22 protein-coding genes and 1 pseudogene are annotated in these 23,762 nt (G+C 71.2%); 16 read left to right on the top strand and 7 right to left on the bottom strand.

All coding sequences use genetic code 11. From position 1 onward, the window contains the following. The first annotated feature begins 11 nt into the window (after positions 1-11). The 6 genes from ACIRR9_RS42870 (at position 12) to ACIRR9_RS42845 (ending at position 5,265) form a co-directional block, all read left to right on the top strand. Complete coding sequence (locus ACIRR9_RS42870) at positions 12-794, top strand: CoA transferase subunit A (protein WP_403764054.1); 783 nt, start codon at positions 12-14, stop codon at positions 792-794. After that, positions 794-1,438 (top strand): CoA transferase subunit B, encoded by a 645-nt coding sequence (locus tag ACIRR9_RS42865; protein WP_403764052.1) that lies wholly within the window; start codon positions 794-796, stop codon positions 1,436-1,438. The genes ACIRR9_RS42870 and ACIRR9_RS42865 overlap by 1 nt, the downstream gene beginning before the upstream one ends. Next, the gene (locus tag ACIRR9_RS42860; RefSeq protein ID WP_403764050.1) at positions 1,435-2,676 is read left to right on the top strand and encodes a thiolase family protein; all 1,242 of its coding nucleotides are present in this window, start codon (positions 1,435-1,437) and stop codon (positions 2,674-2,676) included. The genes ACIRR9_RS42865 and ACIRR9_RS42860 overlap by 4 nt, the downstream gene beginning before the upstream one ends. A 122-nt stretch (positions 2,677-2,798) precedes the next feature. Beyond that, positions 2,799-3,482, top strand: a complete 684-nt coding sequence (locus ACIRR9_RS42855; RefSeq protein ID WP_403764048.1) for a TetR/AcrR family transcriptional regulator — start codon at positions 2,799-2,801, stop codon at positions 3,480-3,482. After that, on the top strand, positions 3,479-4,234 hold the full coding sequence (locus tag ACIRR9_RS42850; RefSeq protein ID WP_403764046.1) for an SDR family NAD(P)-dependent oxidoreductase: 756 nt from the start codon (positions 3,479-3,481) through the stop codon (positions 4,232-4,234). The genes ACIRR9_RS42855 and ACIRR9_RS42850 overlap by 4 nt, the downstream gene beginning before the upstream one ends. A gap of 152 nt (positions 4,235-4,386) precedes the next feature. Beyond that, positions 4,387-5,265 (top strand): ABC transporter substrate-binding protein, encoded by an 879-nt coding sequence (locus ACIRR9_RS42845; RefSeq protein ID WP_403764044.1) that lies wholly within the window; start codon positions 4,387-4,389, stop codon positions 5,263-5,265. Positions 5,266-6,158: 893 nt separating this feature from the next. Here the strand turns inward: ACIRR9_RS42845 and ACIRR9_RS42840 are convergent. Continuing rightward, positions 6,159-7,040, bottom strand: coding sequence for a helix-turn-helix domain-containing protein (locus ACIRR9_RS42840; protein WP_403764042.1), 882 nt, complete (start codon positions 7,038-7,040; stop codon positions 6,159-6,161). A 101-nt stretch (positions 7,041-7,141) separates the two neighbouring features. On the opposite strand from ACIRR9_RS42840, the gene ACIRR9_RS42835 reads away from it, so the two are divergent. After that, on the top strand, positions 7,142-7,834 hold the full coding sequence (locus ACIRR9_RS42835; RefSeq protein ID WP_403764040.1) for an SDR family oxidoreductase: 693 nt from the start codon (positions 7,142-7,144) through the stop codon (positions 7,832-7,834). A 226-nt stretch (positions 7,835-8,060) separates the two neighbouring features. Here the strand turns inward: ACIRR9_RS42835 and ACIRR9_RS42830 are convergent, their stop codons facing one another. Further along, a complete protein-coding gene (locus ACIRR9_RS42830) occupies positions 8,061-8,429 on the bottom strand; it encodes a MarR family transcriptional regulator (protein ID WP_403764038.1) in 369 nt (122 codons plus the stop codon). Between the two features lie 679 nt (positions 8,430-9,108). On the opposite strand from ACIRR9_RS42830, the gene ACIRR9_RS42825 reads away from it, so the two are divergent. Further along, positions 9,109-10,113 carry a GlxA family transcriptional regulator gene (locus ACIRR9_RS42825; protein WP_403764036.1) on the top strand — a complete coding sequence of 335 codons (1,005 nt, stop codon included), beginning with the start codon at positions 9,109-9,111 and terminating at the stop codon, positions 10,111-10,113. A gap of 55 nt (positions 10,114-10,168) precedes the next feature. Beyond that, a pseudogene (locus ACIRR9_RS42820) lies at positions 10,169-10,384 on the top strand (hypothetical protein); the annotation flags it as partial. A gap of 46 nt (positions 10,385-10,430) precedes the next feature. Here ACIRR9_RS42820 and ACIRR9_RS42815 read toward each other — a convergent pair. After that, positions 10,431-11,054, bottom strand: a complete 624-nt coding sequence (locus ACIRR9_RS42815; protein ID WP_403764034.1) for a TetR/AcrR family transcriptional regulator — start codon at positions 11,052-11,054, stop codon at positions 10,431-10,433. 73 nt (positions 11,055-11,127) lie between these two features. On the opposite strand from ACIRR9_RS42815, the gene ACIRR9_RS42810 reads away from it, so the two are divergent. The 5 genes from ACIRR9_RS42810 (at position 11,128) to ACIRR9_RS42790 (ending at position 16,470) form a co-directional block, all read left to right on the top strand. Next, a complete protein-coding gene (locus ACIRR9_RS42810) occupies positions 11,128-11,784 on the top strand; it encodes a hemerythrin domain-containing protein (protein WP_403764032.1) in 657 nt (218 codons plus the stop codon). Next, positions 11,781-12,758, top strand: a complete 978-nt coding sequence (locus ACIRR9_RS42805) for a hypothetical protein (protein WP_403764030.1) — start codon at positions 11,781-11,783, stop codon at positions 12,756-12,758. The genes ACIRR9_RS42810 and ACIRR9_RS42805 overlap by 4 nt, the downstream gene beginning before the upstream one ends. Positions 12,759-13,240: 482 nt before the next feature. Beyond that, positions 13,241-14,701, top strand: coding sequence for an MFS transporter (locus ACIRR9_RS42800; RefSeq protein WP_403764028.1), 1,461 nt, complete (start codon positions 13,241-13,243; stop codon positions 14,699-14,701). A 59-nt stretch (positions 14,702-14,760) separates the two neighbouring features. Then, positions 14,761-14,883: a hypothetical protein gene (locus tag ACIRR9_RS42795; protein WP_403764025.1), complete on the top strand. Its 123-nt coding sequence runs from the start codon at positions 14,761-14,763 to the stop codon at positions 14,881-14,883. A 450-nt stretch (positions 14,884-15,333) separates the two neighbouring features. Continuing rightward, complete coding sequence (locus tag ACIRR9_RS42790; protein WP_403764022.1) at positions 15,334-16,470, top strand: acyl-CoA dehydrogenase family protein; 1,137 nt, start codon at positions 15,334-15,336, stop codon at positions 16,468-16,470. Positions 16,471-16,639: 169 nt separating this feature from the next. Here the strand turns inward: ACIRR9_RS42790 and ACIRR9_RS42785 are convergent, their stop codons facing one another. Both ACIRR9_RS42785 and ACIRR9_RS42780 read right to left on the bottom strand, forming a co-directional pair. Then, the gene (locus ACIRR9_RS42785; RefSeq protein ID WP_403764020.1) at positions 16,640-17,551 is read right to left on the bottom strand and encodes an oxidoreductase; all 912 of its coding nucleotides are present in this window, start codon (positions 17,549-17,551) and stop codon (positions 16,640-16,642) included. A 166-nt stretch (positions 17,552-17,717) separates the two neighbouring features. Further along, positions 17,718-18,395 (bottom strand): uracil-DNA glycosylase, encoded by a 678-nt coding sequence (locus ACIRR9_RS42780; protein WP_403764018.1) that lies wholly within the window; start codon positions 18,393-18,395, stop codon positions 17,718-17,720. A 316-nt stretch (positions 18,396-18,711) separates the two neighbouring features. On the opposite strand from ACIRR9_RS42780, the gene ACIRR9_RS42775 reads away from it, so the two are divergent. Continuing rightward, positions 18,712-19,707: an N-acetylglucosamine kinase gene (locus tag ACIRR9_RS42775; protein WP_403764016.1), complete on the top strand. Its 996-nt coding sequence runs from the start codon at positions 18,712-18,714 to the stop codon at positions 19,705-19,707. A gap of 142 nt (positions 19,708-19,849) precedes the next feature. Beyond that, positions 19,850-20,773 (top strand): sirohydrochlorin chelatase, encoded by a 924-nt coding sequence (locus ACIRR9_RS42770; RefSeq protein WP_403764014.1) that lies wholly within the window; start codon positions 19,850-19,852, stop codon positions 20,771-20,773. 169 nt (positions 20,774-20,942) lie between these two features. Here ACIRR9_RS42770 and ACIRR9_RS42765 read toward each other — a convergent pair whose 3' ends face one another. Next, positions 20,943-21,974 carry a lactonase family protein gene (locus ACIRR9_RS42765; RefSeq protein ID WP_403764012.1) on the bottom strand — a complete coding sequence of 344 codons (1,032 nt, stop codon included), beginning with the start codon at positions 21,972-21,974 and terminating at the stop codon, positions 20,943-20,945. Between the two features lie 103 nt (positions 21,975-22,077). After that, positions 22,078-23,565: an FUSC family protein gene (locus ACIRR9_RS42760; protein ID WP_403764010.1), complete on the bottom strand. Its 1,488-nt coding sequence runs from the start codon at positions 23,563-23,565 to the stop codon at positions 22,078-22,080. Between the last annotated feature and the right edge of the window lie 197 nt (positions 23,566-23,762).

Here is a 23,762-nt window from a genome sequence, read left to right as displayed (position 1 = left end):
GGGTAATAGACATGGACAAAGTGGTCGCCACGGCCCGGGAGGCGGTGTCGGACGTGCCCGACGGCGCGTCACTGGCAGTGGGCGGGTTCGGGTTGAGCGGTGTGCCGAACGTGTTGATCCAGGCGCTGTTCGACCGAGGAGTGTCGGGGCTTTCGGTCGTCTCCAACAACTGCGGTGCGTTGGAGTCGGGGCTGGCGGTGCTGCTGGCGGCGGGCCGGATCGGACGGGTGACGGGCTCGTACGTCGGGGCGAACAAGGAGTTCGCACGGCAGTATCTGGCCGGTGAGCTGGAGGTGGAGCTGATCCCGCAGGGCACGCTGGCCGAGCGGCTGCGGGCCGGAGGTGCCGGGATTCCCGCCTTCTACACCCCGGCCGGGGTGGGCACTCAGGTGGCCGACGGCGGACTGCCGTGGCGGTACGACGGCTCGGGCGGGGTGGCACTGGCCTCGCCGGCCAAGGAGGTACGGACCTTCGACGGCGTCGCGTATGTGCTGGAGCGCGGAATCCGTACCGACTTCGCGCTGGTCAGGGCGGCCAAGGGCGACCGGCACGGCAACCTGGTGTTCAGCAGGTCGGCGCGCAACTTCAACCCGTTGGCCGCGATGGCGGGACGGGTGACGGTCGCCGAGGTGGAGGAGCTGGTCGAGCCGGGCGCGCTCGATCCGGACGCGGTGCACGTGCCCGGGATCTTCGTGCAGCGGGTGGTGGCGCTCACCCCGGAGCAGGCGGCGGACAAGAAGATCGAGCAGCGCACGGTGTCCGTGTCTGCCGCGCGAGGATCGGTGAGGGGCTGATGGCCTGGAGTCGTGAGGAGATGGCCGCCCGGGCCGCACGGGAGCTGACGGACGGCAGTTACGTCAATCTCGGCATCGGGCTGCCGACGCTGATACCCAACCACCTGTCCCAGGGGGTGGAGGTGGTACTGGAGTCGGAGAACGGGATCCTGGGCACCGGCCCGTATCCCACCGAGGACCAGGTCGACCCCGACCTGATCAACGCGGGCAAGGAAACCGTGACGGTGCTGCCGGGCGCCTCCTTCTTCGACTCGGCGCTTTCCTTCTCGATGATCCGCGGCGGCCACATCGACGTCGCCGTGCTGGGTGCGATGCAGGTGTCCGAGCACGGCGACCTGGCGAACTGGGCGATCCCCGGGAAGATGGTCACGGGGATCGGCGGGGCGATGGACCTGGTACACGGCGCCCGTACGGTCATCGTCGTGATGACGCACACCGCCAGGGACGGCTCGGCCAAGATTCTCGCCGAGTGCACGCTGCCGCTGACCGGAAGGCGTTGCGTGCACCGGATCATCACCGACCTCGGCGTCCTCGACATCACCGACGAGGGCCTCGTGCTGGCCGAGTGCGCGCCGGGCGTCGGTGTCGACGAGATCATCGCCAGGACCGGCGCCGAACTGAGTGTCGCGGAGGGCCTGAAATGAAGAACGTGTACATCGTCGACGCCGTGCGCACCCCGATCGGACGTCACAACGGCGCCCTGGCCTCGATACGCCCCGACGACCTGGCCGCCCACACGATTCGCGAACTCCTCGCCCGCAGCCCCCGGTTGGATCCGGGGCGCGTCGCGGACGTGTACTTCGGAAACACCAACGGGGCCGGGGAGGAGAACCGCAACGTCGCCCGCATGGCAGTGCTGCTGGCCGGTCTGCCCACCAGCGTCCCGGGCGTGACGGTCAACCGGCTGTGCGGCTCCGGGATGGAGGCGGTGGTCCAGGCCGCCCGGGCCATCGCCGTCGGCGACGCCTCCGTCGCCCTCGCCGGCGGTGTGGAGTCGATGACCCGGGCTCCGTACGTGCTGCCCAAGAGCGACCGGCCCTTCCCGGCCGGTCACGCCGAGCTGTACTCCACGACCCTGGGCTGGCGTCTGGTCAACCCGAGGATGGAACCACGCTGGACGATTCCGCTGGGCGAGTCGGCCGAACTCATCGCCGACAAACACGGGATCGGCCGGGAACGGCAGGACGAGTTCGCCCTCTCCTCCCACCGAAAGGCCGCGCAAGCGCAGTCGCAGGGCCTGTTCGACGCCGAACTGGTGCCGGTAACGGTCCCCCGGCGCAGGGGCGTGCCCCACGTGTTCGACACCGACGAGTCCGTCCGCCCGGACGCCTCTTCGGACGCGATGGCCGGACTCAGGCCCGCCTTCCGCGCCGCGAGTGAAGCGGCATGGGGGTCTCCCCGGCCGAAGGCTGGGGGAGGCACCGTGACCGCGGGCAACGCCTCCCCGCTCAGCGACGGCGCCGCCGCCCTGCTCCTGGCCGACGAGGACGGTCTGAAGGCCATCGGCCGCGAACCGCTGGCGCGCGTCCGCGCCACCGCGGTGTCCGCGATCGACCCGGACTACTTCGGCCTCGCCCCCGTCGAGGCCGTCGACCGGGCGCTGGCCAAGGCCGGCCGGACCTTCGCCGATCTCGACGTGCTGGAACTCAACGAGGCCTTCGCCGCGCAGGTTCTGGGGTGCCTGGCCGAATGGCCCGAGTTCGATCAGGCGATCCTCAATCCGCTGGGCGGTGCCATCGCCCTCGGACACCCCCTCGGCGCCTCCGGAGCCCGCCTCGCCGGCACCGTCGCCCACCAACTCGCCCGCCGCGGCTCCGGCACCGGCATCGCGACCCTCTGCATCGGCGTCGGCCAAGGCCTCGCTCTGGTCCTCGAACGCTGACACGGGCCTGGTCTCTCCAGCGCTGACACGAGCCGCCCGCATCGCCACCGATCCCGGCTGCGACAACCCCAACCGGACGACATGCCTTGACAGTACGCAGGGAGGCGCCCACGATGAAAACCATGGAAACTAAATCAGTTTCGAAAGTTTCCGCAGACGACAGGCAGCGCGCCGAGGCGATCGTGGAGGCAGCCGGCCGGTTGTTCCTCACGCCGGGCCTGGCGCGGGTGAGCATGGACGATCTCGCGCGTGAGCTCAGGATGAGCAAGAAGACGATCTACCGTTGCTTCCCGGACAAGCGCAGCCTGCTGGCCGCAGTGCTGGACCGGCAGTTCGCGGCGGTGGAGCGCACGCTGGTGGCGGCGGCCGAGGACGCGGAAGGCCGGCCGTTCGATGAACGCGTCCAGTGGTTCCTGATCGCGGCGGGCACCGAACTCGGGCGGATCGGCGCGGCACAGCTCGCCACGGGGCGCGGCGGAGATCCGATTCTGCGCCAGTACGTGGAACAACGTGTGGACGCGGTGGTCTACCGGCGTGTCGACGAGTTGTTCCGTGACGGTCACCGGCGGGGACTGCTGTCGGCGCCGCCCGAGCTGCTCGGTGAGATCACCCGCGGCGCCCTGGAGCGGCTGTTCACCTCCCGGCTGCCGTACGAACTGGACCGGACCGCGGCGGATCTGCTGCGGGCGACCGTCGACACCGTGCTGTACGGGGCGATCCGCTCCACCGGTCCCGCGATCGACGGCGAAGGACTCGGGGCGGTCATTCCGACGGCCCGCGACGACGAAAAGGAGGTGAGCCCATGACCGGGACGGCCGGCAGGGTGGCACTGGTGACGGGGGCCAGCAGCGGAATCGGTGCGGCCACCGCACGTCTTCTGGCCGCGCGGGGGATGCGCGTGGTGGTCAACTACCTCAGCAGCGCCAAGGCGGCCGAGGAAGTGGTGGCCGACATCGAGACCGCCGGTGGCCGGGCCATGGCCGTGCAGGCCGACGTGCGCGAGGTGGCGGCGGTCGGCAGCCTGGTGGAGCAGGTCCGGGCCGCATGGGGCGGCATCGACGTGCTCGTGCACAACGCGCTCATCCCGTACGCGGTCAAGTCGTTCCAGGACATGACGTGGGGGGAACTGGGCGGCAAGCTCGACGCCGAGATGCACGCGGCCTTCGCGGTCACCAAGGCCGTGCTGCCCGCCATGACCGAACAGGGCTGGGGGCGCATCGTCTACATCGGTACCGGCCTCAGCCGCCGGCCCCGGGAGGGCATGATCGCGCTGGGCACGTCCAAGGCCGCCCTGGAGCAGTTCGCCCGGTACCTCGCCCAGGAACTGGGCCCGAAGGGCATCACCGTCAACGTCGTCGCACCCGGTCCGGTGGAGACCCGTACCACCGAAAACCTGCTGGACGACGCGACAAGACAGCGGCAGGTGGCAGCCACTCCCCTGGGCCGCCTGGCACACCCGGCCGACGTCGCCCAGGCGGTCGCCTTCTACGCCGCCGAGGACAACGCGTTCATGACGGGCACCACGGCCGCGGTCAACGGCGGAATGGCCATGTACTGACGCCTCGCCGACGCCCCGGCACACGGGGCCGTTCGGCCCGGGTCCGGCGGACGGCCGGACCGTATCCGGTACACCGTCACCCGAGCCCGGAGACCACGGCGCCCGTAACGGGCCCGGCCGCAGGACGGTGACACGATCAAGGACAAGCACCCATGCACACGATCGATCTTGCCTACGTCGGACGGGGCCTGCACGAGGAACTGGCCGCCTACATCGCCGACCAGGAGGACTTCTACGCCGCCGAGGACGTCCACGTCGCACTGCGCGACGGCTGCACCTGGGACGAGGAGCGGCTGCGCCGCTGCGCCACCATCGGGCTCGGCCGGGCACTGCTGTCCCGGCTGACCGACGGCACTCCCTGGGTCGGGCTCAACGTCAACACCCACCGGCCGCTGTTCTGGTTCCTCGCCCGCTCCGGCCTGACCTCCCTGTCCGACCTGGCCGGCCGGCGGCTGGCGGTGCATGCCCCGCACACCGCGCCGGGGTGCTTCACCAGGATCGTGCTGCGCGGGGCAGGCCTCGACCCGGACCGTGACATCAAAACCGTCGTCCGCCCGCCCGGCGACTACGGCATGGACCTGCGCCGGCTGCGCGAGGGCGAGATCGACGCAGCGCTGGTCGGCAGCACCATGGCGCCGGAGGCGGTGGCCGCCGAGCACGGCTGGGAGGTGCTGGCCTGGGTGGGAGACCACTTCCAGATCCCCACCGTGGGCCTGGCCGTCGACCCCACCTACACCGACCCGGACGGCCCCGCGGTCCAGGCCGTCCTCCGAGCGCACCGGCGCGCCCTGCAGGTGATCCGCAACGACCCCGACACCACGGTGCGGCACATGCAGACATTCCTCGGCGGACACACCGCGGACGAGGCCCGAGCTCACTACAAGACGTTCATCGCACCGCATTTCACCATCGACGGCCAAGCCGATCTGGCCGTCGGCGACAGGGCGATCACCGCGGTCGCCGCCGAACTCGGCGTCCCCGCCACCGTCACCGCGGCCGAGTTCTACCGCACGGCCACCACCACGTCCTAGAGGTGGGTTTCTCGAACGGCGTCCATGAACCCGTGCCATGGACGCCGTGTCGAGGGTGCGGTCCTCCCTGTCCTTGCAAGGGCATCTCGTCCGGGACCACGGCCGCCGCCACACCCGTACAGACAACGCGGCCCGGCCCTCGCCCGGTGGCCGTTCCGTCCATTTTCCCCATCCCGTTTTTCGCATCTGCGGACCCGTCGAACCCTGTTTCCGTAATTCCGACCGGACTTTGTGCAGCGTCGATGAGTAAACGCGGTCGTTCCCGCCACCGACTTCCACAATCCGTTCAGTCGGCCTGTCACGTCGTCGCGCAGATGGGGATATCGGTGGAGAGGTGCCCGCCATTCGAGCATCGGGGCCTTTCCATAAGAAGTCGGCAAGGCCGAGGTGTCCTTTCACAATGAGACGATCAAGGGCTCTTCGACCTCGCAGGCGAGCGCGACTCCGGTCCGCGGCCGACGCCCGAAGGCTGTCTCGCCCTCGGCGACCACGTGCACGCCACCGTCGCCGCCCTGCCCCGGAACGCCGCAACGTGATCTGGCTCTTCTTCGGCCGGCAGCCGATGCGTACCGTCCTCAAGAACCGGGAGAGCGAGTGCCCGGCGATACCGGCCCGGTTCCGGGCCTCCGCAGACCGCCACCGGCACGATGTGGCGGGCCCAACTCCCGCGCTCGGGCGCTTCGGCCATCCGCGGCCCGGCATGCTGACATTCCGTCAGGCTACGCTGATCTCGGTGGAGGACCCCGAGCTGTACCTCATCGCGCGCTGCCCGGCCGGCCCTTCGACGCGCCGGGCGCTGGAATCCATCGCCGCACAGCGGTGGTCGACCAGGCAACGGCCGGGCCGCGGTGGTGTTCTCACCTTCCTCGGGTGGTGCGGGACCGGTGACGGCGTCAGTACGTGGTCTGGCTCTGCTCGACCTCGTCGTCCTGACCTGCCGCCCAGGAGGCGAGGAGCGACAGGCTGTCGTGCGAGGTCGTGCCCGGTTCGGCGGTGTAGGTGATCATCGTCAGGCCGGGTTCGGCGACGAGGTGGAGGAGGTCGTAGCGCAGTTCGAGCGCGCCCACGATCGGGTGCTGGAATCGTTTGGTGCCCTGCCCGAGGGCGCGCACGTCGTGCCGGGCCCACAGCTCGCGGAAGATGTCGCTGCGGGTGGAGAGTTCGCCGACGAGATCGGTGAGAGCACGGTCCGGAGCGTTGACGCCGACGGCGGCGCGCAGCTGGGCGGTGAGGTCGTCGGCAGCCTCGTCCCAGTCCCGCCAGAACTGGCGCGCGCGGGGGTCGAGGAACGTGAACCGGGCGAGGTTCGGCGCTGTGCGCGCACCGATGTGGAGCACGCTGTACAGGGCGCGGCCGAGGGAGTTGGCGGCGATCATGTCGAGGGTGGGGTTGCGGACCAGCGCGGGGACGCCGACGAGGGCGTCCAGGACCGTCTGCAACTGCGGAGCGATCGCCGTGGGCGAGGTGCGGCGGGGACGGGATGCGGCGGACGGTCGGCAGGCGCGGGCCAGATCGACCAGGTGGGCCTGCTCGGCGGCGTCGAGTCGCAGCGCCCGGACGATGGCCTGCAGGACGCTGTCGGAGGCGTTGGTGAGCGCACCGCGCTCCAACCGGATGTAGTAGTCGACGCTGAGCCCGGCCAGGGCGGCGACCTCCTCACGGCGCAGCCCGGGCACCCGGCGCTTGCGTCCGGCCACGGGCAGCCCGACCGACTGGGGGCTGATCCGCGCCCGGCGGGAGGCCAGGAACTCCTGAATCTGGCTGCGCTGGTCCATGCCTCCACAGTAAACACAGGCGCAGCGGTTAAAGAGGGCCTGCCAGTACCCCCTTCGACACGTCCTGCCGCACCGGCCGCACCTTCGCTTGCCTTGAGGCCATGACCAGTAAGACCACGGCTGAAAGGACCGCCATGGCCCTCGGAACCGCAGTGATCGTCGGTGTCGGACCCGGCATCGGCCTCGCGATCGCGCACACATTCGCCCATGCCGGACACCCGGTCGCCATGCTCGCCCGCGACGAGGCGAAGCTGGGCGCCTATGCCGACCAGTTCGCCTCCGGCGGCCAGGAGGTCCGCGGCTACGCCGCGGACGCCGGCGACCCCGACGACCTGCGCGCCGCGATCCATCGCGCGATCACCGAGCTGGGCGCTCCCGACGTGCTGGTGTACAACGCCGGCGTGCGGCGCAAGGACTCCCCCCTCGGCGGTGACGACCAGGACTGGGCCGATGTCACGGCCGTCAACGTCCTGGGCGCCAGGGTCGCGGCCGACGCCGTGCTGCCCGAACTGCGTGACGGCCGCGGGAGCCTGCTGTTCACCGGCGGCGGCTACGCGCTGTCGCCCTCCCGAGAACACGCGTCCCTGTCCGTCGGCAAGGCCGCACTGCGCGCGTATGTGCACACGCTCCACGACCAGCTGACGGGAACGGGTGTGCACGCGACGTGCGTCACGATCACGAGGGACATCGGCGGCGGCGAAGCGCGCTTCGACCCGGCAGTGCTCGCCCAGGCATACCTCGACCTGCACAACCAGCCCGCGAGCGCATGGCAGCTTGAGCTGATGCGGTACTGAATCCTCCCAGGGCCCGCTGTGCACCCGACGGGCCGCGTGCCCGTCGACATGGCGCGCCGCCCCTCAAGGTCACCAGTGGCGGACCGAGGGCATCACCGGCGGAGACTCGTGTCCGGGGGACGGTCTCCGCGCGGGAGGAGCCGGAGTACGGCGAAGGAGTGGAACCGCCGAGCCCTCGGGCGCCGACGACGACCGGTTTCCGGCCGACGACCGTGGGGTGAATCAGTCAGAGGACGACGTGCAGGCGCAGCCGCATGTGCGCGGTCCTCTCGGCGTCGGCGAACCTGACACGTCCTGCCTCGGTCAGTGTGACCTCGACCGTTCTGCGGTCCCTGCCTCGGCGATTGCGTTCGATCAGTCCGGCGGCCTGCAGGTTCTTCAGGAGGTAGGACATCCGGGTCCCTGATTCCCGGAGGAAGGCCGTCAGGTGGGTCACGGGCACGGGCCGGCCCTCGGCTTCGGAAAGGGTGCCGAGGACGAGGTAGTCGTGGAGCGACAGACCGTGCCGTGCCCGCAACTCGCCGTGCAGGAGGCCAAGGCTCCACAGGACCGGCGGAGACTGCCCTGCGGTGTCCGCCGGATCGAAGTCGGTCATGTTTGTTCCCCGGGTGGGTTCACCGGCCGCGGGCCCGCGGCCACATGGTCGCAACCAGGTTCCCCGCGTGGCCGATTGCGGGCCGGTGGGACGTGAAGCCCTCGGATCGGGACACCGCGTCGTCCGCGCCCGCTCCGCCATTCGGCGGCGGCACCCGCGGCCGGCCGTCCGGCCGGTGTCCCGATATGAGGCTGATGTGGCCCGGAAGACCGTCCGTTTCTCGTGTCGGATGCGTCAGCGCCCACGAGTGGCGACGGTGACCGGACGACCGGCCGGACCGCGCCCGACAGCTCACGGGGGCACGGGGGCACGGCCGGGACCGTCGGCCCGTCGGTGCCTTTGACGCTATGGCGAAGCACGGCTCCCGCCGCAGAACAGCGCGCGCCATGACGCCCTCACATCAGGACATGAGCATCGTGCAGGCCCGCTGCCGAGTGCCGGCGGATGCCCCGATGTCCTTGTCGGAGCGTGTTGTGGCCGCATATGCGGGAATGACGAGACGGCAGGCGACCGCTGAAAACGGGTGAGGCGCCGAAACCCGACGCCTCGATCCACACAACGGGACGCAGCATCATCCCGCGGGGACGCGGACGACACTGAGCACGGGCGCGGGCAGGTCGTCGCCGGGCGGATGATGGTGTCTTCCGCTGCAGGCCCCATTCCGTCCGGGAGGCGCACGATGAAGGAGCTGCCGTCAGGCAGGAAGCCGCTGCTGGTGACCGTGCTGGTTTTCCCCGGCGTACGACTGCTCGACGTCACCGGCCCGATCGAGGTGTTCGCGACGGCCAACGAATTCGGCGGCCGCTACCGCGTGCGCACGGTCTCCCCCGACGGCGCCGACGTGGTCACCGCAGCGGGCACCGGACTCCGCGTCGACCTGGCTGCCGCGCAGGTGCAGGAGGCCAGCGACGTGGTCGTCATCCCCGGCGGCCCGGAGTGGCCGTCCCTCGTCAAGGACGACACCCTGCTGGACGCCATAGGGGCGCTCGACGCGCGCAGCTGCCGCACCGCGTCCATCTGCACCGGCGCCTTCCTCCTCGCCGCGGCCGGACTGCTCGACGGACGCAGAGCGACCACGCACTGGCGCTTCGCCGACCAGCTCGCTCTGCGCTACCCGCAGGTGACTGTCGAAGCCGACGCCCTGTTCGTGCGCGACGGTCACATCATGACCTCCGCGGGCGTCAGTTCGGGCATCGACCTCTCGCTCTCGCTGGTCGAGGAGCACCTCGGCGCCGACGTCGCCCGCGCCGTGGCCAAGGACATGGTCGTGTTCATGCAGCGGCCGGGCGGCCAGTCGCAGTTCAGTGTCCGCACCCACACCCCTCACGCGAGACAGGAGATGCTGCGCCGGGTCCTGGACGCGGTCGCCGAGGACCCGTCCGCCCCGCACACCCTTGCCGCCATGGCGCGCCGGGCGGGTGTGAGCCCCCGTCACATGACACGCCTGTTCCACGACGAGATGGCCACGACCCCGGCCCGCTATGTGGAGCAGGTCCGTATGGAAGCCGCCCAGGCGATGCTGGAAGGGAGCGACGACCCCATGGCCACGGTGGCGCGGCGCACCGGCTTCGGCTCGGCGGAGTCGCTGCGCCGGGCCTTCACACGCAACCTCGGCATCACACCGGGGGCCTACCGGGCACGCTTCCGCACCACGCACACCGCAGCCGACGGCAAGCGCGCCTGACGCCCTTGAGATATCCGGCCGGCACGAGCGATCGCCGAACTCCGACAGGCGGGCCGTGCCTGACGAGGCCGATCAGGTCTTCGGCTCTGCGAGCGCGACCCGCCACGCGGGCGTGCCGAAGGGCTTCGCCCCGAAGTGGCAGGCCGAGCGAATCCTGCTGAGCCGGGCCGAGGAAGCGAGTGCCGCGATAACGCGCGGCGCCCGGGTCACAGGGCTACGGCAGGACCCGGAGTGCGTCGACGTGGACGTGAGCTGGACGGTCGATTCTCCGGCAACCCGACTCCACAGATCTCGCTACACCTCACCCTGCTCAGGATTCAGGAGTCCTTCAGCAGTGCCAGGCAGGCGGAGCGGGCGATCCATTCCTGTGCTCGGTCGAACGTCCAGGCGCGTTCGCCGACCAGCGTGGTCCAGGCGTGCGGACCCAGGTAGAACCAGAGCAGGTCGAGGGCGCCTGTGCGATCGGTCCCGCCACGGAGCGCGTCGAGTGCGATGAGCCGGTCGGCCACCAGGGTCAGGGCCTGGACGTAGTCGTCCTCTCCCTTGTCCAGAACCGCCTTGACCGCCGGTTCCCCGGGCGGGTCCCGGTAGAACAACCCGTACACGAGGTCCCAGTGGCGTTCGTGCGTGAGCCGGGTACCTTCGGCAGTCAGCTCGATCACCGCGCGTGGGTCGTCGCTGGCTTCGACCGCTGCGAGAGTGCTTACGACGGCCGGGTCCGTCAGGGCCGGCTGGAGCAGGGCGGTCAGGACGCCCGCCTTGTTGCCCACGCTGCTGTACACGGTCGGCACGGCGACGTCCGCCGCCTCCGCGATCTCCCCGATGGTGACCCCTGCGTACCCCCTGGCCAGGAAGAGCGCTTGCGCACTGCTCAGGATGGCCTCCCGCGTGGCGGTGGCCGAGTTGGCGCGGCGGGGCGAGTTGTACTTCCGGGTCGTCACCGAAGCATCGTATCCCTTCCACGGTAGGTCACCATATTGACAATAACGATCTCTAATGAATAGCTTCCCTTACATGACGATGGATACCCTCGGCGACCCCATGGCGGTCGTCGAAACCAGGCTTGCCCACGACGTCCACCGTGCGGCCACCAGCCTCCTCGCCGAAGCGGCCGCCAACCGGTCGGTGCCGCTCGGCGCGCTGACCCGACTGCGTGACTTCCTCGTTGCGAACATCCGCCACCACCATGAGACCGAGGACGGGGACCTGTGGCCGCAGATCCTCGCGGTCGCTCCGTCCGCGGCACGCGCGCTCGACGTGCTCAGCGAGGAGCACGAGCGACTGGACTCGGCGCTGGATGCGCTGGACGCCGTCGTCATGAACGAGGGTGACTCCGGCGCGGCGGACCAGGTCCGGGACGCGCTGCGTGCGGCGGCGGTCGAGGTGCGCGACACGGTGCACGACCACCTCACCCACGAAGAGCCTTTCCTCCTCCCGGCGCTCCGTGATCACATCAGCCCCGCGGCATGGGAGGACTTCTCACAGCGGGTGATCGCTACCACGCCGCCCGTCGGCGGGCACCTGATGATCGGGTTCCTGGACGAGGTGGGAAAGCCCGACGACGTGGAGACGATGCTCGCGGCCCTGCCTGAGCCCGTACGCCCGTTGCTTCCGGCGATGCGTCTTCAGGCGGCCCAGGACCTCCGAGTCCTCCGCGGGACCGGATCGTGACTTCTGCTCCCGTCGCGTGGCCGGACACTGCGGACGCCGTGATCCGGGGCGACCTCGCCGTCGCGGTCGCCTACGTCACTCCGGCCGGCGGTGCGGTGGTCACCAGCGTCTCTCCCGTGGGCCTCGCCGACCGCCAGGCGGCCACGGTCAGCTTCACCACCTCGCTAGGTTTCCCGAAGAAACTGGAACGCATCCTGCGGGACCCGCGCGTCTCGGTCGCTTACCACACGCGTGAGCACGGCTTCGCCGACAGCAGTACGTATGTGCTCGTGCAGGGCAACGCGTCGGTGGACCTGCTCCCCTCACGGGAACGCCTGGCGGACCTGATGCGCGCTTCCGAGCCGTTCCTCGGAGCGACGAAGCGCGGACCGGTGTGGGACTGGCTGCTGCGCGAGTACCACCAGGAACGGGTCTTCGTCGACATCGAGGCCGAGCGGGTGGCCGTCTGGCCCGATCTGGCGGCAGGCGGCACGATGGCTGTCACAGGCTCGCCCTGGCCCGTCATGCCGTCCGGGCAGAGGGCCCCGAAGAACGGCACGGGACCGCGTGTCGACGTCGCCGCGCTGGCCCGCCGGATCGATCGGCTGCCGCACCGGGTGCTGGCCTACCGGGGCGCGGACGGGTTCCCCGTCATCCTCCCGGTGAAGATCACCGGGTACGACGACACCGGACTGCACCTGGACGCTCCCCGCCACCTGCTGCCGGCCGGCGGCCGCAGAGCCGGGTTCCTTGCCCACGCCTTCGAACCGCAATGCATCGGGCTGGGTATGCGGACACTCACGGGGTGGCTGAGCGTGACCGACGAAGGCGTTCTCTACGCCCCCCACACGTCAAAGGGGCTGGCTGCGCCACCGTACAAACGGCTCCTGACGGTGTCGAACGGCCTGCTGGCCAAGTACGGGCTGTGGCGCGCCCGCCGAGACGGCACCGCCGACGGCCTGCGGCACCTTGCCGACCGCGGTCCGGTGGGCTGAGGACGGCAGACTCCTTGAGCCTGCGCCGTCTTGGACCACCTACGGGCCGGTCCGGACTTCGCGGCCAAGGTCCGCCAAGTCACCGACCGGATCGAACCGGTGGATCTCATCGCACGGGGCGTCCTCATCCGACGGTGCCGGGCTATGCCCCTGGGCGCACCCGGGGTACCGCCGACGGATGAGGACGGAGGGCTGACTCCTCCGCCGTCCTGAAACCCGTTCGGGTGCCGCCGCTCCTCGGAGTCGGCGGCACCCGAACGGGTTTCAGGCTCGCTGCGGTGCCGGCACCGGAGATCGGCGAGGAGCCCACGGCGAAGACCTGATGTGCGCCTTCCGTGTCCTTGTCTGCGGCCACGCACAACCGGGGCCTGCGAGTTGAACACCTCAGGAAAGTCCGTGGGCCGGGCCGGCATGCTCCCTCGCCTCCCAAGGCGGGGCCTGGGGGCACGACGGCGACCCGACCGAACAGAAGGCGATCAGCGATGACTCCGACCAGTCCCACTCCCGAACCGGATCCGCGCAGGTGGCGCGCGCTCGGGATCATCTGCCTGGTGCAGGTGATGCTGCTCCTCGATGTGACCGTGGTCAATGTCGCGCTGCCCCCCATCCAGCACGATCTCGGCTTCACGACCGCGGGCCTGGCATGGGTCGTCAACGGCTACACCGTCACCTACGGTGGGCTGCTGATGCTCGGCGGGCGCCTCGGTGATCTGCTCGGCCGCAGACGCCTCTTCCTGACCGGCTTGGCGATCTTCGCGCTGTCGTCGGCGAGCGCAGGAGTGGCCCAGCAAGCCGATGTACTGGTCGCCAGCCGCTTCGTACAGGGTGCCGGTGCGGCACTCGTCAGCCCGGCAGCCCTGTCTCTGGTGACGCTGCTGTTCACACAGCGGCAGGAAAGGGCACGGGCCATGGCCATCTGGAGCGGCCTGGCCGGAGTCGGCGTGGCCCTGGGAGTCGTGCTCTCGGGCGTCCTGACCACCATCGCCTCCTGGCGTTGGATATTCTTCATCAACCTGCCCATCGCCGCCTTCGCGTTTCTCGCCACCATCAGGCTCGTCTCCGAAAGCCGGGCCACCAGGCGCGGTCGGCCCGACGTCCTCGGCGCCGTGACGGTCACCCTCGGTCTGCTCCTGGTCGTGTTCGGCCTCCTGGAGAAGGACAGCCACGCATGGCTCTCGTTCTCCGTCCTGGGCTGCGTCGGGATCGGTGTGCTCTGCTTGATCGGCTTCGTGCTGGTGGAGGCCCACGTGGCCCATCCCCTGGTGCCCCTCGCGTTCCTGCGCTCACGTAACCGGAGCATCGCCAACATCGTTCGCATCTGCTACTACGTCGGCTTCGCCACCCTCTTCTTCTCGCTGAGCCTGTATGTCCAGCGCATACTGCACTTCTCCGCACTCGCGACCGGATTCGCCTTCGTACCGTTCGGGTTGGTCATTCTTTTCAGCGCCACCGTGATGGCGCCACGCCTGCTTCCCCGGTTCGGTCTGCGGGCCCTGAACGGAGGAGGTCTTGCGGTCACCACGGTCGGCTACCTTCTCCTTGCCGGGCTGAGCAGCCACGGCACCTATGTGGCCGACGTGCTGCCCGGACTGATCCTCGTGCCGTTGGGAGGCGGCCTCGTCCTCGTCGGATCCACCGTCGCCGGAGTGGACGGCGCCACTGGTGAGGACGCGGGCATCGCCACCAGCATGAACAATGCGTCCATGCAGATCGGCAGTGCCATCGGTCTGGCTGCCCTGGTCTCACTGGGCACAGGCCACGCCGCCGTGCTGCAGCGTGCGGGCGCCGACCCGGCGACCGCTGCCGCGCACGGTTACGGCTTCAGCTTCACCGTCGCCGCCGGCATGACGGCCTTCGGCGCGCTCCTCGGCTTCATCGGGATCCACCCGACGCCGACCGAGACTCCGACGGTGAGGGCCGACGTCAGGCAGCGCGTGGTCTGACCTGCCGCCGGCGGCCGGAGTGAGAGTCCGGGGCCACGACCTGCCCGGTTGAATGACATGTGCGTCGGTCCTACCACCGGGCATGCCGCAAGGCGGCCGACGCACTGCAACCCGACCGGCTGCTCATCCTCTCCGCGAACCGCACCGACATGGGCCAGGGCGGCGCAAGGACCAACCTGTGATGGCGATCACCACGGCCCGGGAGACCTCGGCCGGCGGTGCGAAGTGACCGGCGACCGAGTCCCGGTCCCTGTCGAACTCGCCGTGGCGCAGGCGCGCCTTCGCCGGCGACAGTCAACACCTTCTCCGGACGCCCTTCACAGGGTCGTCCGTCATGGCACCCCTGCCATAGGCATGCCGGAGTCCGAGAACGTCCCCATCCCAGCAGCAGGGCATGCCACGGGCCGCGGGGCGGCACGCCGGACACCGTCCGGTCCCATGTTGACCTTTTGCTGACCCGGACGTGGCAATCGCCACACAGCCGGAGAGCGGTTCGACTCTGCTGCCCTGACGGGGCGTTGACAGTCGCCGGCATCGGCGCGACCGTGAGGGTTCTGCCGTGGCGCGAGACCGGAGGTCGTCCCTTGGCCGGTTCGTCAGCACCTCTGTCGGACACCGACATCGTCGAACGCGTGCGCGAGCTGCAGCCGCTCATCCGCTCGCACGCCCTCCGCGCGGAGCGGCAGGGACGGGTGACCGGCGAGGTCGTCGAGGCTCTCACCGGGGCCGGTATCCACCGTATGAACGTCCCCCGCCACTTCGGCGGTTACCAGACCTCGTTACGGACCCAGGTCGACGTGCTGAGCGAGGTCTCCGCCGCGTGCGGGTCGACCGGGTTCATGGCGTTGATCCAGGCCGGGTGCGCGTTCATCGCGGCCCTGTTCCCCGACGAGGCGCAGGACGAGATCTTCACCGGTCCCGACGTACGGGTCGGCGGCACTCTCATCCCGGGGTCGAGGGCGGTTGCGGCCGACGGCGGCTACGTGGTGAGCGGAAACTCCCCCTTCGCGACCGGCTGCCAGGACGCCGACTGGCATCTGCTGACCGCGCTGGCCCACACCGGGGACGGACCGCCGCAGCTGCTGTGGCTGGCGATCCCCATGGCGGAGCTCAAGGTGCTGGACGACTGGAACGTCTCCGGTCTGGCCGCCAGCGGCAGCAACACCGTCGTCGCCCAGGACGTCCATGTGCCCGCCCATCGCGTTCTGCCGGTCGGGCCGTTGCTGGCGGGCGTGTCCGAGTCGCGGCGCAACAGCGCCGACCCCTTCTACCGGATGCCGGTGCTGCTGCTGTTCTGCGCCTGGACGGCCGCGAACGCCCTCGGTCTGGCTCGGGCGGCCCTGACGCAGTTCGGGGAGCGCATCCATCAGCGGGGCATCACGTACACCGTCTACGAGCGCCAGCACGAGGCCCCGGTGACGCATCTCCAGTTCGCCGAGGCCACGATGAAGGTCGCCTCCGCGGAACTCATCGCCGCCGACTTCGTGGGGCTGATCGAGGCCAGGGCGGCCGACGGGGAGCCCTGTACGACGCAGGAGCGTGCGCGGATCAGGGCACAGTGCGGGTATCTGACGCGGTTGTGCAAGGAGGCCGCCGACCTGATCGGGTCCGCTTCGGGTGCCTCGTCCCTGCACCGGGAGGTGCCCGTCCAGCGGATCGTACGGGACCTGAACGCCCTGAGCCTGCACTCGTTCGTCAACCCCGCCGCCAACCTGGAGCTGTACGGCAGGGTGCTGTCGGGGCTCGACCCCGGGACGCCGTTCCTCTAGCGGCGCCGGTCATTGATCGATCCGGTCCCGCGTGGTTGCCGGCCCGCCGGCACTACGCGCCCCACGTGATGACACCGTCGCGAGTACGGAATCGTGGTGTGGGTCTCCTGTTGCGTCTACAGCCGGACGGGAGCCGCGCGCGTCGCCGTGCTGGGGGCACGGCGGGGATTCACGAACCCAGGTCGGCGGCACCCGGTTCGTCGAGGAGGGTCAGCTCCTCCTCGGTCAGACGGAGGGCGCCGGCGGCGATGTTCTCGGCGAGGTGGGCGGGGTCGGTGGTGCCGGGGATGGCCAGCACGTGCGGTCCGCGGTGGAGGGTCCAGGCGAGCCGTACCTGGGCGGGTGTCGTGCCATGGGCGCGGGCGACCGTGTGGACGCGTGCGTCCTGCTCCTGGACCGCGGCCGCCTCCCGCCGCAGACCGGAGACGGCGAAGTACGGGACGAAGGCGATGCCCTGATCCCGGCACAGGTCCACCATTCCGCTCTCGTCGGCGCGGCGCCAGTCCAGGCTGTAGGAGTTCTGCACGCAGACCACGGGTGCGATCGTCCGGGCCTCGGCCACGTGCTCGGGCCGGACGGCGGAAAGCCCGAGGTGCCGGATGAGGCCGGCGTCGCGCAGCTCGGCGAGAGCGCCGAAGTGCTCGGCGATCAAGGCTGTGCGGGGGCCGCCGGCGCGCAGGTTCACCACGTCCAGGTGGTCCCGGCCGAGCTGGCGCAGGTTCTCCTCGACCTGACCGCGCAGTTGGTCGGGGCGGACCGTGTGGAGCCACTCGCCGGAGGGATCGCGCGCCGGGCCGACCTTGGTCACCACGACCACGTCGCCGTGCCAGGACGAGAGGGCACGGTTGATCAGCTCGTTCGCGGACCGCAGCGGCGAGAAGTAGAACGAAGCCGTGTCGACGTGGTTGACGCCCTGCTCGAACGCGCTGTGCAGCAACCGCACCGCGGCGTCGCGGTCGATCGGCGTGCCGTCGGAGTTGCCCATCATGCCGTTGCCGGTGAGCCGCATCGCACCGTACCCGACGCGGTTCACCTCCAGGTCCCCGAGCTTCCAGGTCCCTGCCGCCGCCGCTGCGCCCATCGTGCCCCTCCACCCTGCAGGTTCGTCAGGTTCTGGAGTATGGGCTGGTCAGAGGTGTTGTGACAGGTCAACGGGCTGGGCGAAGCATCACATTCGGATCGGGAACGAACCGTGGCCGCCCAGCCGTTGGACCTGCAGAGTGACGTTCGGTCGGAACGTCGTCGGCCTACGGCAGGCGCCACTCCACCGGCTGTGCCCCCTGCTGGACCAGCAGTTCGTTGGCCCGGCTGAACGGCCGCGATCCGAAGAAACCCCGGTCCGCCGACATCGGCGAGGGATGAGCGGACTCCACCGCCGGCAACTGGCCGAGGAGCGGGCGGAGATTGCGGGCGTCGCGGCCCCAGAGAATGGACACCAGCGGCTTGCCACGCGCCGCCAGCGCCCGGATCGCCTGCTCGGTGACCTCTTCCCAGCCCTTGCCGCGATGGGCGCCCGGGCTGCGCGGGGCCGTGGTGAGTGCCCTGTTGAGCAGCAGCACCCCCTGCTCTGTCCACGGCGTGAGGTCCCCGTTGGAGGGCCTGGGCAGCCCCAGGTCGGAGTGCATCTCCTGGAAGATGTTCTCCAGGCTGCCCGGCAAGGAGCGCACCTCGGGCGAGACCGCGAAGCTCAACCCGATGGCCATCCCGGGCGTGGGATAGGGATCCTGGCCGACGATCAGGACGCGAACGTCGTCGAAGGGCTGCTGGAAGGCCCGCAGGACATTCGCTCCGGACGGAAGGTAGGTCCGGCCCGCCGCTATCTCGGCCCGGAGGAAGTCTCCCATCGCGGCGATGCGTTCGGCCGCAGGTTCAAGAGCCTTCGCCCAGCCTGCTTCAACAAGTTCATGCAAGGGTCGTGGTGCCACAGCGCGTCACCCTACTGGCACACACCGGGGTCCCGCACAACCGCGGACGCCCCCGCGCACGGCCGCCGCCCCCGGCGCTACCCTTCCACCCCATCAAGGTCATCGAGCCGATCCAGCGGATCGCCCCGCCGGGCACCGGGAAGGAGGGGAGCCCGTTGCAGCAAGTGATCGAGCCACTCCGTCACGGTCATCGGGCCTGGCGAGCCGCTCGCCGCCGGTGCCCGGATCCCGGAACCCCCGCACCCACGGTGAACCCGCCCCGGCCGGCGACGGAGTCCGCGCACCCGTCGCCGGTGCCGGCGGACCGGCGCCTGTCGTGAGCGGACCGGGCGGCAACGCCCCTGCTGCCGGCTTTCTCGCCGTCGACTCCGGAGGCTCCGGGCTGCGGGCCGTCGTAGGGCTGCCGGGGCGGGAGCCCTCGGTGCCGCGCGTTTCACGGGAGCCGGTGCGCACCGGGGCGCGGGGGATCGATCCGGGGCATCTCCTCGAACAACTCCTGCCCATGGCACGGGCGTCGATCGCCGAGTACGGGCTGGACCGGGTGGAGACGGTCGTCGTCGGCGCGGCCGGGATGGCCGGTCTCGGGGATGCCCTGCGGGCAGAACTGCCGGGCGCGCTGGCGCGTGAGCTCGGTGTGCGGACGGTCGCGCTGGCCGCCGACGCCGTGACGGCGTACGTCGGCGCCCTGGGCCCGTGTCCGGGGGCGGTGCTGGCCGCCGGTACCGGGCTGATCGCGATCGGTACCGATCTGGCCGGATGGCGGCGGGCGGACGGCTGGGGCCATCTGCTGGGCGACTGCGGCGGCGGGGCCTGGATCGGCCGGGCGGGGCTGGAGGCGGCGCTGCGCGCCTTCGACGGGCGGGAGGGCGGCTCGGCCGCCCTGCGGGCGTGTGCCGAGGAGCGGTTCGGGCCGCTGACCGGGCTGCCCGGCCTGCTCTATCCGCGCACGGACCGGCCCGCCGTACTGGCCTCGTTCGCCCCGCAGGTCGCGGAGTGCGCCGTAGACGACCCGGTCGCGGCCGGGATCCTGCACGCGGCGGCCCGGCACATGGCCGAGTCGGCCGCCGCGGTCTGTCCCACGGCAGGCGAGCCCCGGGTCGCCCTCACGGGCGGCCTGCTCAAGCTGGGGGACCCGCTTCTCGCACCACTGGCCGAGAAGTTGACCGTTCTGCTGCCGCGGGCGCGGCAGGTCCCGGCGGCGGGCGATCCGCTGCACGGGGCGGTGCGCCTGGCGAGTGACCTGGTCAGCGGGCTGCTCACCCTGCCGAGTGATGAGCGGATGTTCTCCGTGGTACACACAAAAGGTGATTGATCCCATCGGGACATGAAGTGTCCGACAGTTGATGGGATCACCTCCGAATCATGCGTAACTCATCAGACAAAACCGGACGGATACCGCTCACCTGCACCCTCCCCGAACAGGGGAGCCCAGATAGCCAGTAACATGCGGCGCCATGAGCTCCCCCACTGGGCCCGCCGGCCTGCCAGTACGAATGCCGCGCCCCCGCCAGCCCGGACGGCACCGCCGCCCCGAGCCGCTGGTGGCGCCCGAGGATGCGCCCGCGCTCGTCCTCGCGGTGCCGGGTGCGCCCAGCGCGGCCACGCGCGGCCTCGCCGAGGAGGTCGTGAGCATCGCCCGCTCCGAGCTGCCCGGCCTGGACGCCCGGATCGGGTACCTGGACGGGGACGACGCGGAGTTCCCCACCCTCCAGTCCGTGCTCGCCCATGCCGCCGAGGAGCGCACCGCCCGCTACGAGCAGGCCGTCGCCGCCGGTGTCGAGGGCATCAAGGCGCCCGACGGCCCGGTCGCCGTCGTCGTGCCGCTGCTGGCCGGCCCGGACAGCGCGCTGCTGCGCCGGCTCCGCCAGGCCGTCATGGAGAGCCGGGTCGCGGCCGACCTGACCGACGTCCTCGGCCCGCACCCGCTGCTCGCCGAGGCCCTGCACGTGCGCCTCTCCGAGGCGGGCCTGGCCCGCGCCGACCGCGCCCGGCTGTTCACCGTGGCGACGGCCGCGGACGGCATCATCCTCGCGTCCGTGGGCGGCGACGAGGCCGTGCAGGCCGCCGGGATCACCGGCATGCTGCTCGCCGCGCGCCTCGCCGTGCCGGTGATGGCCGCCGCGCTGGACGAGGAGGGCTCGATCGCGTCCGTCGCCGAGCAGCTGCGCGGTTCCGGCTCGCAGCAGCTGGCGCTGGCGCCGTACCTGATAGGGCCGGAGATCGACGCCGCGCTGCTGGCCGCGGCTGCCGAGGAGGCCGGTTGTGCCACCGCCGAACCGCTGGGGCCGTATCCGGCGATCGGCAAGCTGGCGCTGGCCAAGTACACGACGGCGCTCGGCATTGCGCCGCAGCAGCCGCAGGGGACGCCGGTTCGCTGACGCGGGCAGGCGTTTCCCGACGGGGTCCTTTCTCGGAGAGGGCCCCGTCGGTTGTTTTTTGGGGTGGTGCGGAGTGCTCTCGGCCTCGGGCCGGTGGGGGCTTGTCGCGCAGTTCCTCCCCCAGCGCCCCTTCGGGCGCGCCCCGGTCGGGGCGCCTTCCAGGTCCGGGTCAGTCGAAGATCACACAGGAGGCCGCCGGGACCTCCACGGAGCCGTCGTAACGCGGCAGGCCCGTCTCGCCGTCGATGGCGAACCAGGTGACGTTTCCCGAGCGCTCGTTGGCCGCGTACAGGAAGCCGCCGGACTCCGTCAGCGCCCGTGGCCAGTGGCCGCCGCACGGCACCGTCGCCGTCAGGCTCAGGTGGTCGTCCTCGACCGCGAACGTCGTCAGGACGTCCTCCCCTCGGGTCGCCGTCCAGACGAAGCGGCCGTCGGGGGACACGGCGATGCCGGAGGGGTACGCGTCGCCTGCGGGGGCGCCGGGGAGCACCGGGGTCTCGGTCAGGGGCTTCAGGGAGCCGGTGCCGGCGTCCCAGCGGCAGACCGTGACGGTCGGGGTGAGTTCGTTGACGACGTAGGCGTACCCGCCGCCGGGGTGGAAGGCCAGGTGGCGGGGGCCGGAGCCGGCGCGCAGGGCGATCTCGCGGTGGAGGGTGAGGGCGCCTGCCCTGAGGGTGCAGACGCGGACCGAGTCGGTGCCGAGGTCCACGCTGACCGCCCAGCGGCCGCTGGGGTCCGGTTGCACCTGGTGGGCGTGCGGCCCGCGCTGGCGGCGCTCGTGCGGGCCCGAGCCGGTGTGCTGGAGGACCCCGGAGGCGGCGCCGGCGAGGGTGCCGTCGGGGCGGACGGGGACGGCGGTGACGCTGCCCGAGCCGTAGTTGGCGGTCAGCACGTGGCCGTCGAGGACGCTGAGGTGGGTGGGGCCGCTGGCGTCGACCGGGACCGGCGGTCCGGCGAGCCGTGGTTTGTCGTCGTGGACGTGGTACGCGGCCACCGCGCCGTCGGCGGTCTCGCTGACCGCGTACAGCGTGCGCCCGCCGGGTGCGAGCGCGAGAAACGACGGGTCGGGGACGCCGTCGACGCTCTCCAGGAGGGCCAGGGCGCCGTTGTACGGATGGACCGCCGCCGTGACGACCCCGGGGCCGCCCGCCGCCGTGAACGAGCCGATGAACGCCCTCCGCCGCCTGCCGCCCTCTGCCACCGCTGTCCCCTCTCGCTGCGAGCCGGTACGAGTCAGTACAAGCCGGTCCCGGGCCGACGGTAGCAGCTTGAGGTCTAGACCAAGGCGTCCGGGGCGGCGCGTCTCAGGCGCCGACCAGGGGGGAGCCCGAGGGTACGCGCAGGGGTTCGGCGAGTTCGGCCAGGGCGCGTTCCAGGCCGTGCAGGTGGGCGAGCGCGGGTTCGGTGGGCGGCTCGGCCGGGCCGGTGACGTGCTCCGAGCCCTTGGTCAGGGCCGACACGGCCGCCTCGACACGCCAGCAGGCGGCGGCCAGGCGGGCGTCGTGCGAGGCCTCCGGGTCGGCGGCGACGGCGACCAGGCCGTGGATCTCCCGTGCGCAGTCGTCCAGCAGGGCGAGGACGAGACGGGCGCGGCGCTTACGGCCGGGCATCGGGTTGAGCGGGTGGACGAGAGGGGCGACCGAGAGCCGCACCCGGCCGAGGAGTTGTTCGAGTTCGGCCACCCGGGGTGCCGGGTCGACGGTGACGGCGCCGGCGAGGCGGGCGGCGGCCTCGGCCGTGCAGGCATGGACGCAGCGCAGGGCACGCTGGATCCAGGCGTCGGTGGTGAGATGGGTGGTGACCGGCAGCACGAACAGGACGGCGAGTACGGCACCGACGGCGCCCACCCCGGTCTCGGCGAACCGCAGCGCCAGCAGGCCGGGGCTCAGGACGCCGAGCAGACCGTAGAGCAACTCCGCCAGCAGGGTCACCCAGAGCATCATCCAGGTGTAGGAGACGGCGGCCGTGTAGAAGATGCCGAACACGGCGACCGCCACCAGGACGGCGGTCGGGACGGGGGCGCCGTGCACGGGGACGGCGACGAGCAGGCCCAGCGCGATACCGATGACCGTGCCGAGGACCCGGCGGAAGCCGCGTACCAGCGTCTCGCCGCGCGAGGCCGTGTTGACGAAGATCCACCAGGTGGCGCCGACCGCCCAGTACCAGCGCTGGCCCGACACCAGCTGGCCGACGACCAGCGCGAAGCCCGCGCCCGCGGTCGCCTGGACCGCCTGCCGGGTGGTCACCCGGGCCAGCCCGGTGCCGGCGGGTGCGGCGGGCATGGGCGCCGGGGGCAGCCGGCGCTCGTAGCACCACAGACCGAAGCGGACGGCGGCCGCGCTGAGCACGGAGAGCAGGACGGCGGCGTACAGCTCGGGCAGCCGTCCCGGGGTGGCGTGCAGGAACTGGGCCACGAAGAAGGTCATGAAGGCGAACACGCCGAGGCTGTGGCCGCGCGGTCCCCACCGGCGGGCGTACACGCCCGCACCGACCACGGCGAGGAAGACCAGGTCGCGGGCGACCGGTACGTCGTGCAGTTCGGCCGCGGCGGCGAGCACCGGCAGGCCCACGGCGGGCAGCAGCGCGGTGGTGACCGCCTGCCCGCGGACCGTGGGGTCCGCGACGGTGAACAGGGTGAGCAGCGCGGCGAGCCCGCCGGTGACGGCGCCTACCAGGGAGTGCCCGGCCAGTCCGCAGACCACGACGGCGAGGCCGATCCCCAGCACGGCCCGCGCGGCGAAGCGCAGCCGCACCCGCCCCGGGTCCGGAGCCGTGAACACCCTCTTCAGCACTGCTTCCCCTCTCACGGACGACTCGGACCGGACGGCACGGAATTGGACCGGACGGCACAGAAATGGCGCCGCGGGGATCCGCAGCGCCATCGACACGGACATGAGAGCATCGCCGGGGCTACTGGCTCAAGTGTCTTCGAATTCACTGGGCCAATGGTCCAGCGATGACGGGTAGTGGCTGTCATCTGGAAGGCCAA

Source organism: Streptomyces sp. NPDC101234, assembly GCF_044767525.1.
Classification (GTDB): Bacteria; Actinomycetota; Actinomycetes; order Streptomycetales; family Streptomycetaceae; genus Streptomyces; species Streptomyces sasae.
This window is presented reverse-complemented; position numbering and strand designations above follow the sequence as displayed.

Coding starts and splice junctions, on each gene's coding strand:
- ACIRR9_RS42810 (WP_403764032.1), top strand. CDS start 11,128: ATGACGATGGATACCCTCGGCGACCCCATGGCGGTCGTCGAAACCAGG.
- ACIRR9_RS42830 (WP_403764038.1), bottom strand. CDS start 8,429: ATGACCGACTTCGATCCGGCGGACACCGCAGGGCAGTCTCCGCCGGTC.
- ACIRR9_RS42840 (WP_403764042.1), bottom strand. CDS start 7,040: ATGGACCAGCGCAGCCAGATTCAGGAGTTCCTGGCCTCCCGCCGGGCG.
- ACIRR9_RS42770 (WP_403764014.1), top strand. CDS start 19,850: ATGAGCTCCCCCACTGGGCCCGCCGGCCTGCCAGTACGAATGCCGCGC.
- ACIRR9_RS42785 (WP_403764020.1), bottom strand. CDS start 17,551: ATGGGCGCAGCGGCGGCGGCAGGGACCTGGAAGCTCGGGGACCTGGAG.
- ACIRR9_RS42865 (WP_403764052.1), top strand. CDS start 794: ATGGCCTGGAGTCGTGAGGAGATGGCCGCCCGGGCCGCACGGGAGCTG.
- ACIRR9_RS42850 (WP_403764046.1), top strand. CDS start 3,479: ATGACCGGGACGGCCGGCAGGGTGGCACTGGTGACGGGGGCCAGCAGC.
- ACIRR9_RS42825 (WP_403764036.1), top strand. CDS start 9,109: ATGAAGGAGCTGCCGTCAGGCAGGAAGCCGCTGCTGGTGACCGTGCTG.
- ACIRR9_RS42835 (WP_403764040.1), top strand. CDS start 7,142: ATGACCAGTAAGACCACGGCTGAAAGGACCGCCATGGCCCTCGGAACC.
- ACIRR9_RS42860 (WP_403764050.1), top strand. CDS start 1,435: ATGAAGAACGTGTACATCGTCGACGCCGTGCGCACCCCGATCGGACGT.
- ACIRR9_RS42845 (WP_403764044.1), top strand. CDS start 4,387: ATGCACACGATCGATCTTGCCTACGTCGGACGGGGCCTGCACGAGGAA.
- ACIRR9_RS42800 (WP_403764028.1), top strand. CDS start 13,241: ATGACTCCGACCAGTCCCACTCCCGAACCGGATCCGCGCAGGTGGCGC.
- ACIRR9_RS42855 (WP_403764048.1), top strand. CDS start 2,799: ATGGAAACTAAATCAGTTTCGAAAGTTTCCGCAGACGACAGGCAGCGC.
- ACIRR9_RS42870 (WP_403764054.1), top strand. CDS start 12: ATGGACAAAGTGGTCGCCACGGCCCGGGAGGCGGTGTCGGACGTGCCC.